At 41.1% G+C, this 13820-nt stretch carries 15 protein-coding genes and 1 tRNA gene; 11 read left to right on the top strand and 5 right to left on the bottom strand.

From position 1 onward, the window contains the following. A partial coding sequence (locus HZS85_RS15825) for a hypothetical protein (protein ID WP_214856800.1) occupies window positions 1-364 on the bottom strand: 364 nt, incomplete at its 3' end. 536 nt (window positions 365-900) lie between these two features. On the opposite strand from HZS85_RS15825, the gene HZS85_RS15820 reads away from it, so the two are divergent. Further along, window positions 901-1713 (top strand): ParA family protein, encoded by an 813-nt coding sequence (locus HZS85_RS15820; protein ID WP_050678792.1) that lies wholly within the window; start codon window positions 901-903, stop codon window positions 1711-1713. Next, a complete protein-coding gene (locus HZS85_RS15815; RefSeq protein ID WP_050678793.1) occupies window positions 1710-1910 on the top strand; it encodes a hypothetical protein in 201 nt (66 codons plus the stop codon). The genes HZS85_RS15820 and HZS85_RS15815 overlap by 4 nt, the downstream gene beginning before the upstream one ends. A 795-nt stretch (window positions 1911-2705) precedes the next feature. On the opposite strand, the gene HZS85_RS15810 is transcribed toward HZS85_RS15815, so the two are convergent. Both HZS85_RS15810 and HZS85_RS15805 read right to left on the bottom strand, forming a co-directional pair. Then, the gene (locus HZS85_RS15810) at window positions 2706-3263 is read right to left on the bottom strand and encodes a hypothetical protein (protein ID WP_050678794.1); all 558 of its coding nucleotides are present in this window, start codon (window positions 3261-3263) and stop codon (window positions 2706-2708) included. A gap of 914 nt (window positions 3264-4177) precedes the next feature. Further along, window positions 4178-4762: a PBECR4 domain-containing protein gene (locus HZS85_RS15805; protein ID WP_214808593.1), complete on the bottom strand. Its 585-nt coding sequence runs from the start codon at window positions 4760-4762 to the stop codon at window positions 4178-4180. A 3903-nt stretch (window positions 4763-8665) separates the two neighbouring features. Here HZS85_RS15805 and HZS85_RS15800 point away from each other — a divergent pair. The 8 genes from HZS85_RS15800 (at window position 8666) to HZS85_RS15765 (ending at window position 11742) form a co-directional block, all read left to right on the top strand. Then, on the top strand, window positions 8666-8824 hold the full coding sequence (locus tag HZS85_RS15800; protein WP_214808591.1) for a hypothetical protein: 159 nt from the start codon (window positions 8666-8668) through the stop codon (window positions 8822-8824). 120 nt (window positions 8825-8944) lie between these two features. Then, window positions 8945-9235, top strand: coding sequence for a hypothetical protein (locus HZS85_RS15795; RefSeq protein ID WP_214856798.1), 291 nt, complete (start codon window positions 8945-8947; stop codon window positions 9233-9235). 141 nt (window positions 9236-9376) lie between these two features. Next, window positions 9377-9571, top strand: coding sequence for a hypothetical protein (locus HZS85_RS15790; RefSeq protein ID WP_214808583.1), 195 nt, complete (start codon window positions 9377-9379; stop codon window positions 9569-9571). Window positions 9572-9794: 223 nt separating this feature from the next. Beyond that, window positions 9795-9864 (top strand) — tRNA-OTHER (locus HZS85_RS15785). Between the two features lie 133 nt (window positions 9865-9997). Further along, the gene (locus tag HZS85_RS15780; RefSeq protein WP_214808580.1) at window positions 9998-10309 is read left to right on the top strand and encodes a hypothetical protein; all 312 of its coding nucleotides are present in this window, start codon (window positions 9998-10000) and stop codon (window positions 10307-10309) included. A gap of 67 nt (window positions 10310-10376) precedes the next feature. Next, window positions 10377-10664, top strand: coding sequence for a hypothetical protein (locus HZS85_RS15775; protein WP_214808577.1), 288 nt, complete (start codon window positions 10377-10379; stop codon window positions 10662-10664). A 48-nt stretch (window positions 10665-10712) separates the two neighbouring features. After that, on the top strand, window positions 10713-11261 hold the full coding sequence (locus tag HZS85_RS15770) for a JAB domain-containing protein (protein WP_214808575.1): 549 nt from the start codon (window positions 10713-10715) through the stop codon (window positions 11259-11261). Window positions 11262-11412: 151 nt separating this feature from the next. After that, window positions 11413-11742 (top strand): hypothetical protein, encoded by a 330-nt coding sequence (locus HZS85_RS15765; protein WP_214808571.1) that lies wholly within the window; start codon window positions 11413-11415, stop codon window positions 11740-11742. Between the two features lie 12 nt (window positions 11743-11754). On the opposite strand, the gene HZS85_RS15760 is transcribed toward HZS85_RS15765, so the two are convergent. After that, entirely contained in the window at window positions 11755-11952 is a 198-nt protein-coding gene (locus tag HZS85_RS15760) for a hypothetical protein (RefSeq protein WP_214808568.1), read from the bottom strand. Window positions 11953-12052: 100 nt separating this feature from the next. Here HZS85_RS15760 and HZS85_RS15755 point away from each other — a divergent pair, with 100 nt between their 5' ends. Continuing rightward, window positions 12053-12319: a hypothetical protein gene (locus tag HZS85_RS15755; protein WP_214856795.1), complete on the top strand. Its 267-nt coding sequence runs from the start codon at window positions 12053-12055 to the stop codon at window positions 12317-12319. Between the two features lie 145 nt (window positions 12320-12464). On the opposite strand, the gene HZS85_RS15750 is transcribed toward HZS85_RS15755, so the two are convergent. Continuing rightward, a complete protein-coding gene (locus tag HZS85_RS15750) occupies window positions 12465-13688 on the bottom strand; it encodes a hypothetical protein (protein ID WP_214808565.1) in 1224 nt (407 codons plus the stop codon). Between the last annotated feature and the right edge of the window lie 132 nt (window positions 13689-13820).

Genomic DNA, 13820 nt, shown 5'->3' with positions numbered 1-13820 from the left:
GTTCAACGCTAGCAACAGAAAACTTTCGCTGGAAGCCTTCTTTCCCTGCAATATTCCAAAATTCGAGATACATTTTGTGGAGTCCCCGGAGTTCTTTCATTGGTCCCTTGTTTTCAAGATAATTTCGAATTGCTGAGCGGACCCAGCGACGTTTTAGTTTTTTGAACGAATAGTAACGGAGCTTAGTATAAACGTCTTCTTCATTTTGATATTCATAGTATTCTTCATAAAGTTGATTGACATATGTTTCTACGTCAGCGATATCAATGGATGCAAGCTGTTCAGTGACATCATTTTCGAGCAATGTCTTCGCTGCTTGAGAAACAACGAGCTGTCTATGCTGTGTGGATGATGTAGAATCCATAATACATCTCCTCCTTAAGTCATTGTAATTAGCATATCATGAGAAATCATTTTAAACTTAAAAAGTATAAGTTGAAAACATGTGTAGAAATGTATATGTACACATCTATATATGAGTACAAGACAGCGGAAAGTACTTGAATAAAAGTGTTTAACTATACGTAAGTACATATATATGTGTGTATATGTATTTAATCATACATAAGTACATGAGTACAACCATACCGAAGAACGATAGTTTATTTTTAATTTTAGTTTTTATAATAGAAGAAACTCGTTATAAAATGATTCGATCTATTGCTTATACTACATATAATTGATGTACATTTTTCTAAGATTTAACTGATAATCCGATGAGATTATGCCTGATTTCTTTCGTAATATCTTGGTACTTTATTTTTCACCTTGCTGTCGTTCTCCTTGAACTGGTATTCTTAATAAGTAATGTGTACAACCATACAGGCTAAATACTTAATCACAGTGTATAACTCATCGAATTATGAATGAGAAAATTTTTTCATAGGGAGGTTTCTTTTCATGTCGAAACAAGCCATCGTCATCAATATTTCGAACTTCAAGGGTGGATCTGGAAAGTCGACAACGACAGTCGGTGTCGCTCACGAAGTTGCAAAGATGGGGTTTAAAACTCTCGTCGTTGATTTCGATCCTCAAGCCGACGCAACAGCATTCTTAATGCCTGATTTGAATTTAGACGAGAATATGACCGTATTCGAAGCGTTTCAAGCGGGAGACTTGAAGCTTGCCTTATACAATGTCCGTGAAAATCTCGACTTGATTGCATCTGATTTTGACCTAGTTGGATTGCAACTGTATTTGAATAAATTCAGGGGACTCAAGGCACGTGCAAGTGTTCTTCATGCATTGATTGAACCATTACGTGAGGAGTACGATTTCATTTTCATCGATATTCCACCGACGTTATCGGATAACGCAAACAATGCGTTCGTAGCTTCAGATTTTCTCGTGATTTCTTTGCAGACTCATGGTACGTCTCTCCGGGCAGCGCAAAAGTTCTTGCCGTATCTTGCTGAAACAATCACGTATTTCAATGAAGATCTTCAAATCGCTGGTATTCTATCTGTCATCTTTACGAAGGGGGCAAGTAGTGACACACGAGTCATGAAACAAGCAGCGGAGCAATTTGGAGATGCAATGTTCGATTCGACAATCCTATACCGCGAGCGTATCAAGTCTTGGGGAGAACACGGTCTACTCGACGAAGATGGCGATCGATGGGACAAAGATGCTCTTAAACAATACCGCGAGTTCGCTCTTGAACTGATCGGTCGCATTAATCAATTTAACTCTGAAGAGGAGGTTACCTCATGAGCAAACGGATGAACGAAGACTTATTAAAAAATACATCACGTACTGGTAAACGTAGTCCACTTTTACCGCAAACGACGCAACGTCATACGGTACAAGTACCAAGGGAATTACACAGACGCCTTCGTCAAATTGCTTTCGACAAAGAAATTTCAATGGCAAAAGTTATTGAAGAAGCTCTTGATAAAGCTGGACAATAAACGAAGAGCTATTGATACAGCATCTCTTCAGATTGTAGACAAACCCTCATTTCGTAATTGAAATGAGGGTTTGTTGTATGTAATAGTGACTAAAATACGAATAAGATATAGACCCCGCAGGGATCTCAAGACCAATCCGCAAGCTTTTTAAGATTCAAGGCAATGAAAGAAAATATTGCTTGAAGCGTCGTTTTTTAACTCCGTGGTAACGGAGACAACGCATGCCATGCTTTTCTTTTGCGTCTGTGAAGACACGGTCAATTGTTTTCTGACGTTTTGGATACAACACTCGATTCATAACGTCTTCCGAATGCTACTAAATACGATACGCATACCAAACGCAAATACAATAAAAAAAAATTGGGTATCGCAGAAAATCTAATAAGAGTCACAAAGAACTCGATAAAACATCAGTTTAAAATAGTACTCACGTTTCATTACATGTTTTCTGAGAAGTAAGCGATTCTGAACACAGCCATAAAAGCGGAGGTTCCTCTTGCTCTTATGGCTTTTTTCGTATTGGGAACATCGAGACCTTGTCGAACGACTTACTCGACGATCTCTTTGAAATGCTATTACTTTGTCTGATAATTGTAGTCGTTGATTGTCACGCAATCCTTAGCTATGCAAAATCACGAACTTACCATTGACCGGAGACTACTTTCCTCGTCCGGTACCGCATCGATGCTCTCTCTTTTCTTATAATAAAAATTGCTTACTGACAGTATTATTGGTGTGCACAACCATGAAAATATACTTGAGTACAACCATACGCAAGTACATGTACTTACGACATCATGTAAATAGTTTTACTTCGGTCGGGAATCGTTCTAGGAACAACTCATAGTTTTCCTTTGAATAAAGGTCGAGGATGATATCCGTGATTTCATCGTACTCTTCCGGAAGATCATGGTGATAGCGGTCTTCTCGATATCCGATGGCGACGCTACCTTCTTCAATTTTCTTACCAGTCGGGTGACCCAGATACGATAGGTCGGGTGAAGACGAATCATTTTGATAGACGATGAGGAAATGTACACTATTGTCACCGATCCAGAAGTTCTCGATGTATTGAATATCACCGGGGACTAAATACCAGAAATGCTGCCATTCACTCGTTGGGAATAATCGTTGCCCGACATGTTTTTTTATTGGTTCGATTAATAGTTCCGCGACGGGCAACATTTTGATGTTCGACCGTATTGTTTCATACACTTTGATCTTGTTCTGCATCTTCTTTATTTTTTTCTCCAGGCGACCGATTTCCTTATTCGTTAAATCCATGACGACCTTTGATTGCATGTATTCGTTTTGATATTGTTCACGACCTTTTTGATTGTTCGTCTCAAGCATGATAAATTCCCCTTTACAGTTTTGACTCGTTCATCGTATCTAAAAAAATCAATTTTGGCGAGCTACGACAGGTGGAGATTTGAATACACCGGAGATGGTCTGTCCTTCATTATATATAGGAGAGGCATAACACGCGTTATAAATATGTACATCTATAGAGTTACAGATGTGTACAAATATACGTGATTACATAAGTACAACCATACATGAGTATATCTTTATATGTATGGTTGTATGGTTTGGAAATGACTGTAAACTGTATTCGTTTACTTTAAATGTGTTCGAAAATTAACTTGGCGCAAAGTGGTGGGACTTCCCGCATACCCTTCTCGCCGATCCGGAAGAAATGATTGCAATCACTTTGCTCGGCCACTTGCTGATTGAAGTAACAGCGGAATGTATCCCGTTCGTAAACCTTGCACTTCGCGCCACAGAAATATTCGAGGTTGTGACGACGGAGTAGCAAGAGACTATAAGGATATTTGTCGATAGAAATGGAGGTTCATATCGTACCAGTCTTCCTGATAGGTCATGATGAGCCGATCAATCTTTCCTTCGAGCATCATGATATCATTTGCCAGGTTTGTTGAACTTTCTAATACGGGAATCCATCCTTCGTAAAATAAAGTAGGTAATGACCCGGTCCCCTCCGTACTCAGATCGATATTCATGTCATGGATGAACTTCTTCAAGCGAAAGCAGACCGCTCGTGTTATATCTTGCTCGAGCGATGCGGGTGACGTGTCCCTTTTTCTTCGAAATAGTCAAAGGAATAACAATCGGTATAGACGCCGATCAAGAAATACTGATTCCTGGTTTATCAGTGTACAATGTGTTGAATCGATTCGCTCTTTACCGTGGTCGAGTGAAAGAGAACAAATAAAAGAACGATCCGAAGATCGCTCTGTCTCGTTTTACTTTTTGAACGATACGCTGTGAATCTCTTGTCCGTTCGAATCAAGAATTCGCATCGATTTGTAAGGTGCCTGAATACGATCCGCTTTATTCGCTCTTGGACCCTTGTCCTCGATGAACGTCATCGGGTAAAAAATGGACGGGTCCTTGGATCCTTTATTGCTGACGCCAAGATAATATACCCAGTTGTACCGGATGTCGTAACAATAGAACATGACCTTAGCAGGTCCCCTTGTTTTTTCACCGATTTTTGGCTTAGCCATCAATTCAACCATTAGACTGAAGAACATGATGCGATACTCCATTTCTTCATAGACTTGCGGGTTCTTCTCTTTAAGAGTAGCGATCGTCAGCTCGCCTGATTTGATCATGGCGTTGATTTCAAGGTTTGTCCCTAAGTTAAAATATTGCAATCCAATCAAGTGAGGGAACTGCGCATACTTGAAATGAATCTGAAGCGAGGAGACTTTATTGTCAGTCTCGTAAATAAAGGTCTTTTTTGCGAAATGTTCTTCATACATCTCGAGTAGACCAAATAAAGTAACCTGATCAAAGAAGTCAGGACGATTTTTTAGTCGTTTCATTACGATTAATCTCCTTAGAATGAAGTCTACAAAAAAGAGCGACCCTCGAAAAAGGGTCACTCCCGAAAATTAATCGTACGGTACGACTGGACATTCTCCAGTGGGATGCTCCTGTGTATTATTTCTCAGCTTGTCTTTTTGTAAAAAACATAAAAGCAAGTGTGCCCCCAGGCGGGTCCGGATAGTACCACGTATCCTTCATAAGTATATTACCCTTAATACGACTACTAAAACAAGCGAATTCGCTCATTTTATGTCCTTTTTCGACAGTTTTATGTCTATATCGGATACTTTCGTAACGTATTGGCATCGGACGACTCCGCTTGCTTCGAGGAGATAGTCGTGTGCATCAGGTGTATACTTAGAAGACTGTCGAGGCACTAATCAGCTAATCGAAGCGTACGATTCCTTCTTGGAAATTACTTTTTCGTAGTAAGACAGTGTCCTTTACATAATTGAATTTTTCACCATATGTGTCGAACTTATATTCGATTCCGTTGTAACGCGCAACAATAGAGAGGAGTTCTCCATTGAAGATCGCATCATTCAGTGTATTTTTTAATGAGTGAATCAAGGCGCACATCGTGATGTACTTTCCGCTCCTCCTAAACGGTACCGGTTGAGAAACAGCGTGGAAAGCCACATCGTCGTCGCATGTCCTGGTAGCTTTATTATGAAGGATTTAAAAAATGAAAGCCATTTTAGTCAGACACGTTGAGATATCGTCAGCCAGCATCTGCTCCTGTTTCTACAACGTAGATGAATCGTTTATATCGATTTTTTACGTGAACGCTGCGTTTTTTGATATGATTCCCGACTATTTGATTGATTGGATGGTGTGGATAAATGGATTCGTTAACGTAGATATAGCGTATCACTTGTGTTTGCAGAGTAAAGAGAAAATGGCGGCACAATTTTGGTTTCTGCAAAGCAAGAAAAAAATCAAAAGACGGGGAGGGAAGGGCATCCTCTGTCAAAAGTTTTTTGCGTGCAAAAACGTGATCCATCCTGATGTAGTGATCCTCTAAAATAGAAGGTCATGAGACGGTAAAAGACATAGTGACTCCACGCCGGACGGTTGATCCAGACTTTCCACTGATCAAACGTATAATGAGTCCGTTTCATACATTTGAAATGATTTTGTCCGTACGGTATTGCACTACAGAAATTTCTGAATGACAGACCTTTTCAGAAGTAAAACTTTAGTTTGCCTATTGAATGGCGACGTCAAGGCATTTCAGCTTCCAAAAAGTTACTCCGCTTGGAACGTGCTCACATTGTACTACGGAAATAACAGGGGACGAAAGAGAAGCGAAAAAAAAACCTACTGACTTTAAAGATGATATATCGCCTTTCGGGTCCTACTAATAATAGCAGCAAGAAGACGAAAAGGGAGACACAATGTTGAAAATATAAAAGTTGATAAGAAGGGCTACCAATTAAGTCACGTTTTTCTCTTCTATTATGAGATATAAAATAAAAGGTCCATTAATTTGGACAAGTTTTTTTTGCGATGGACACCATGTAATCCGCTCTGATTCATTAAGGATGACCGGACATCCAATGGGATCTTCAACCGAACAGCTTACCGATGCGTCTCTATAAAGTGTTTAAAGTATATCTCATCGCTGTGAAATCAAACAGATCGAAACCCACATCACAGCAGATAATATTGCTTGATTGGAACGTGATCGATGTTAACTACTTGATAATTAATTCGAGAAATAAGAAAGAAATAACACCACGCGAGAATAACGCATAATTGTAAACACATTCCCCGTTGAACAAGTGCGCGTGTAAAGTTTTGTAACCAATTCTTTTTTGGGGGAGCGAGGAATTGACGCCCAAGATATTTTGAACCGGTGATCGGTTCCTATTGACAGACGCATATATAGAAGCCATATTTATCACCATAATTGAAGAGAAACCAAAGTATATCCGCTTCAACTAAGTGTTTGAGACGAGTACAAATGTACGTGAGTATATGTATGATTACATACAAATATACTTGTTCACATGAGTATAACCATACAAGAGTACATGTACACTTAAAAAGAAGGATGGAGGAATCGCGATGCGAGTCTTCGGTACAAGTCAACCGAAGGACAAATGCTCTATTAGACGAAGGGCATCTAGATAGGGAAACCACAGTTCGAAGTTTAGGAAATAGATGATGAAAACATCACCAAGTTAAATGCTTCAAATGATACGGGCTTTAATTATTTCAATAAATGATACCGAGGAGCGAAGCGAAATACGGAAGGGGCAGAACTCTATAGTCTAATAGTCTATAGTGCTGGCTGATGTATGGATGTCTGAGCAGCGATAAGTTCATGGTATAGTCGTTGGCAAGTCTTCCACTTGATTTTTTTCCTGTTGAAAAACATAGTTATCGAGGGTGCTCTCGCGACGACAGTGAGCGCACTTGCAGAAGTAAATGATCTATCTTTAGCAAACTTCATGAATAAGTATTATGGTTAAGGAGAGAGGTATGAGCAAACTATCAACTGGACAAGAAAAAAACTCAAGAGTTATGTCGAAAATGCTCGGGTGACATTCGGAAAAAAGTCCAACCGATACCGACAAATGGTGGGTCTATCTCGGTTTAACGTGAGAATATCTTTCCGAGGACTTGCCCCACCACCTCTTGTAAAGTACATCGAAATCGTGAAATATTTTTATTTCATATACCTTAATTATTTTCCATAACAAAAGTGCTTCAAGCATTTTTATTGGCGACAGATGAATTATTTTGACATAAACTATTACCTCTACACCACTTGCAAATCTTCTGGAATGATTTTAATGTACTCTAGGAAATATTCTACTTTTTTGTGCTATGTATGATGTTAATATTATGCCGTTTACACCATCCTTCAGATCTATCGGCTTGGTTTACGTAGCAATAAACAGCGCTTCTTCCGAACTCTTCTTGTAGATCATCATCTAGTAATTGTGTATCAAGCTTCGTTTCAGCATATATATGATACTGCACTATTATTTCAATGCTTTACCCTTTTGTGAGAAATTGATCGGATATTTCCAAATTCCCTATGCGAACAATTTTTTTGTAGTTTCGCTCTCAGTTGCATCGACTTTTGTTCCAGTGACCAACTACCCGACTCGATGCAACTGAACGGAAAAATGACTTTTCCCTATTTCAATTGTAAATTGATGACTAGAAGATTATTCTTCGACTTTCAGATCAGACCCGATTTTATCGCTTTTTTTCGGCCGTATTTTTTTATCGTTGCGTGAAATGATAATTTCACGACATTTTATTATTGATACTAAGCCAATCCCTATTTCACTTATCCAGCGGCTAAGATGTGAACGTATTTTTTACCTGGATGCAAGGTTAACATAATTTTTTTATTGTAATTAGAGTACCTGAAATAAAATTTTCTTATGCTTAAAGCTTGTATGGAGCGTAATTACTCAGATGTATCACTTTATTTGATCCATGCGAAAATATGTCCGAAATCGACTTATCGATATGTTTACGAGAATAAAAAATATGATTCAACGTAATGAAGAAGAAAATAAATGTATAATTGGAAGTAAAATTGTAATTATTTGGGTAATTTTAAACTCTTAAGGTGTGCTTAGTAAGGTGGCAAAACACCACTCAACAACCGACGAAATGTTCGTTATCATCACGAACTTCGACATCCATTAAGAAGACTCGACTATGAATCAGCCATCTGCTCGAAAAATTGAAATCACATCTTTAAACTTATAAAGCAAATTGACGTCATTCGTATCTCCATCCGATTCCTTGAGACGAACTCTCCCCATGCCATCCTTGCCTTACCAGCAAAGAAACGATAACTTGATCGGTTGATTGCGGACAAGGAATACGTCCGTCCGGTTCCTGTCGACGACCTGGAACGGGCACGTCGCATGAAGCAAATCGACAGACGGCTCGCGGAACTGAACAAGAGTATCGAGAAGTTAGGGAACACGATCAACGGATATCAGTATCGTCTCCCGCACATTAAAAAGATGCTTCAAAATCTCGAAGCCGTCGAGCGACGAGAGAGCATCACACTAGCGCCTTGAGCGCTTTTTTCTTTGCCTAAAATCATGTTTACATGTACTCACGTATGTTTGTACTCATGTATGTTTTCATGGTTATACACTCTTAAAACGCACTCATGTCAACAAGTAGGAGGGAACATCATGTATAAAGAATACCGGTACCCTGCATTCTTGCGCGGTCTCATCGTCTCCGAGCTTCCCGTCATCATCGACCATGCCATACTTCGTACGATCAGCAAATACGGCAGTCTCGTTAACAATCCACGCACCTGTCTCGAGCACCTGATGATTTTTTCAAGCTACATGTCGTTCGCTATCGATGAAGTGGGGGACCATCCTCGTCGCCGCTGCGAAGGAAGACATGCAGAAGGGACTTCGCTACGGTTTTCTTCAGACGACGATCAACCAGGTATATGTCGAGTATCATCATGAGTTCGTTCACGAAATCGCTAATTTCTATCACAATCTCGAAATCTAACATCGACTTGTTGCCTCGTCACCCGATAGGAGGAACCCATCGGGACACGTGAAGAATATTATCAATCGTTTATCTCAGGTCTCGTCTCGCTCGAATTGCCACGCATCTTTGACGCTGCCATCGTCCATACCTTTGAGAAATATGGAAGCCTCGTCAACTGCCCGAAGACATTGCTCGAGCAGCGGTTGATTTACGCGAACTACTCGTCCTATGCCTTGACTGAAATCGAGACGATTCTGATCTCCGAAGCACACAACGACGTCGAGAACCCGAGTTCACACAAGCCATGATTCACGCCTGCATGAACGTTTCTACAACCTGTTCGTCCATCAGATCGCTTGTTTCAGACTTGACCAAGAATCATAAATCCACTGTACATATATACACATGTACAAATGTGTACATGTGTGGTTTTACTCATATGTGTACATATGTAATCACGTATGTTTGTAAACGCTCGAAATATTGTCATTCCTTTTTTTGTCCGTGTATAACTGTGATTAGTAGGGTGAAGAAGGTAGCTCAATTGGTAAGAGCATTCGCAACAACGCAAAAGAAGTCGGTTCGAATCCGACCATCTTTTTTTTTTTGCGAAGGAGGAAAGTGTCATGCTGGAGATCATTGAAGTCGTCTTGGCCGGATGCATCTGCCGTATGTGTATCGCTGTCATCGTCAATCGCTGGTTAGGTCCTTAAATCCGAAAGGGGAACAATCAGATGCCTTTATTTTATGTCGACGAAAATCAAATGAACTTTTTACAAACGATCATCGGCCACCTCGAAACCATCCCATCACTCGACGCCAAAGCAGAAGCTCTTCATCTCAAAGGAAAGTTCGTCGAAGAGAACAGTCGGTCCGTCATTGAAAAGCAAATCGAAGATACCATCAGCGAGGTCGAGCAAGAAAAAGGCATCACCATCAACTACTCGAAAGACGACCTCGAAACGATTGCGCGTAACCTGCGTCATTTCGACAACTCAGACCTCTATGATTCGATCGAGGAAGGAATTCACGATACCTTGCTGTGAATGTGGAGGCAGTGTTTCAATCCGGAGTTCTTATAATATAGGAGTCACCAATGAGAGGAGCACTCCCATGGAACCATTCGAACTCGAAGAAGAACAACGCCAGCAAGTCGATGCCGTCTATGACATCGACATTCATCGTCCTATTACAATCGACGTTGTCACAGGACAACCGCTAGACGTCGGTGACCACCTCAAGGTCATCGACAAGAGAACGTCGGATCGACAAGCATTGGTCGATTTGACCGTCAATGGACCCGCTTACCTGGTACTCGATCGACTCAACTTCGCCCTTTTGAACTTCATGAACTCCAACATCCAGCGGAGTGAAATTGAAACGTACTTCCGTTCATTGTAAGACACCCTCGATGGCGTCTTTTTCTTTTCCCCCGAAAGCAGAATCATCATGAAAAAACTGAAGACGCTTGAGCAATCCGTATCTCTGAAAAAGAACTATCGTTCCATCCGTATGTACGAGATAGAACAGGTACTCGATGAGAAGTTAAGCTATGATCCGATTCGTAACTCCGATACGCTCGCCACGGTCGCTAGGAATTTGATCGGTAACAAAGACCAGGAAAACTTCCTCGTCATCGCTCTTAACTCGAAAAATGAAGTGATCGGTATTCATATCGCCCATGTCCGTCAGCTCAATTCTTCCTTGATGCATTTTCGTGAAATTTTCAAGATTTTAATCATGTGTAACGCTGCGTCCTATGCCTTGGCGCATAACCATCCTTCCGGAACGACCGTGCCTAGCGAGGAGGACGTCCAGGCGACGGTCCGCATTATAGACGCCGGACACTTGATTGGAATTCCACTCATCGACCACGTTATCGTCAGTAAAGACTTTACGCGTGAATACTCGATCCGCAAACATTCCGTCATTCACGGACTGAATTTCAGTAAGCCTAGCACAACGTTCACAGACCCTCGTTCTCTTCATATCTTATGAGAGATAACCCGCTGCTTATTTGAATTAACCCGGCATCTATGTGTCGGGTTTTCTTGTTCTGTTCGCTTCATAAGTTATATTTTCTGAAGTTCCAACTGGAAATTGTTTTCGTACACTGAAGCCAACTTTCACACCCATAGGAGGACTACTCATGCAAATCCAACAACTTGCTCCATACACGTTAGAAAACATCCCGACTGGTCAATTCTTCGCCCGTTCGAACATGATCCGTCTTTCTCCAAGCACCTCCAACCGTTCGATTGTAGAAATCGAAGGTACGAAGTCCGGTCTTTCGAAGACGAACTATACCTTTCTCGTATCAGAAACAAAAGAACGCTTCTGTCATTGTGTCACGCTCGTTCATGACGCCTATTCGTTCGAAAATGCGATGAAAGACACGGAGACCTACTACGTCAACGACGATGACATGTTCGTCATCAATCGTTCGAAACAACTTGGATTCCGCGATAGTCAACATTAGTTAATCGAGCAATTACTTGTACTCAAAGCCGACATCGAGTTCATCAACAGCACGTTCAGTGGTGTGTTTACGAGTGGCACCTTCTTTAGTACGTTCGGACACAACGAGTGCTACGCCTCCTTGCTCGTCAGTCGCAATGAAGACGACGAAATCTATCTGGTACCGCTCGTCTTGCCAATCCCTGACCAGTTCCTTATTAATGAAAAGCATGCTCTCATCGACATCGTGAAGAATCTCCCTCTCGGAAAGGTGGTTGATCCCACGCATATGACCCAAGCTATGAAAATCATTGAGTCAGAAAGATGGTTGATTGAATAAGAAAAAGCAGACGAATATAGAATCTCCAAGTTTTCGCCGGCTGGTCAAGACTTTTCGATCGTCATGCGGGGTACAACGGATTCAGAATTTATCGTGTCGATCTACGACGCATATCAAGCGTTCGATCCGTCGACAGAAGGTTGGAAGAATCGGACATGGCACGAACGGTGCGCCACACGACATGCTCGACGTCATCACAGATATGAACTATTGCAAGGACGAAATCTACCGGCTCTACCAAGCGGTCACCCATCGCTAAACAAAACGCCCTCCAAGCGGAGGGCGTTCATCTTATTTCTTTTTTCGTCTCGCTCCTGTTTCAAGGCTTCACAGGCGGCAACGAGCTCCTCCAGATCTTTCTTGCTGACGTGATCGTCACATTCCAGTCGGCGCTGTTTGCCAAATCATTCTTCAATCGGTCCAGTGCTTCCATCTAACTCCTCCTCTGATGCGAGTTCTTCTTGTGGCGCTGTGACCACACTAATTGGTTCGTCGAGTCGTGTCTTGATGATAAAATGGCAACCTAGTACATGCTTCTTATTCGGGTCTTGTTCTTCACTACGTCTTTTTTCGATGATTTTGACGTTTGACGAACAGGTCACTTCGAACTCTTTGACGCGGTTGTATGCATCCAAATCACCGAGTTTATCATAAATCGGCTCATTGTATTCTACACGCACCAATAATAGCGGGTTAGGAAGCGTCCATTCCTTTTCCTGAAGCAACCCCCGTTCAAGGAAGAACTGATGACAGAGCACACGGAAGGATTCCGGAATCGTAAACCAATATTCTTCTCCTTCTTTAAGAAATGCGATACTACGTGGATCCTTCCTTGCAATACCGTGCTTGGCAGTTATAGTTTCTCCTTTAACACGACCACGAGCGTAATTTTCGAGAGTTACAGTGGCTATTCTATAATGACCTTGGACAAATTTATCCTCGCGAAAGTGACTGTTGACGGTATATTTCAGTTGATATGTCGGAAAGATTAATCCCTTTTGATATGCTCTCTTATTCAATTTATCTTGTCGTCCTTCGTATTCCGCATGAATGTCTCTAGCTTGGAACTCATCTGCATTTTCGAGATAATACGTCAGTGTGATATTTGTCGCTGCGCCCTTATTCGTATTGGTGAGAAGAAGCTTTTTCAGATTTTGGGTGTCCCTAAGACTATCTCTTAAAAATGTTTCATCAATAGGAATTTGTGGAGCTTCTAATGGATAATACATTTCTCTCTTTTGCAATATCAGATGTGATCCGTTTTCGATTCGTGAAATATCAGATGCTTGCTTGAACTGTAGTTTTGTCAACTCAAGCGCCTTGTTTGCAGCTTGTGCTGATTCTACTGTTGCCTTTGACGCTAACTTTGAATCTTCCAATAGATCTTCGGCGTTTTTTGTAGCCAGTTCAGTAGCATCCGCCGATCGTGCAGAGTCTTTTTGTGCTTCTTTAGCCACCTCATACGACAACCCGCTTATATACAATGAGATTGCAGCAAATATCGCGGCGGCTGCGCCATAAATGAATTCATAACTGCCAGGAAAACGATAAAGCAATACGACTGTGGAAATAAGGGTTAAGAAAATAACAGTTACTAAAAAGATTGTTAGAGTACGCTTTTGATTCACCTGCAACACCTCTATTTTTTCTAATCATACCAAAGTCTTGGAAAAAGACATAAAAAAATAACAACGGGCCTCGTCATCATCTCAACTATCTTATTCGATTCACTCTTTTATCTCTTAAAACGCTCTTTGTAG

The sequence above is a fragment of the Exiguobacterium sp. s130 genome, from assembly GCF_018619055.1.
In the GTDB taxonomy this organism is placed as follows: domain Bacteria; phylum Bacillota; class Bacilli; order Exiguobacteriales; family Exiguobacteriaceae; genus Exiguobacterium_A.
The sequence above is the reverse complement of the archived record's forward strand: the minus strand, read 5'-3'. Positions and strand labels throughout refer to the sequence as shown.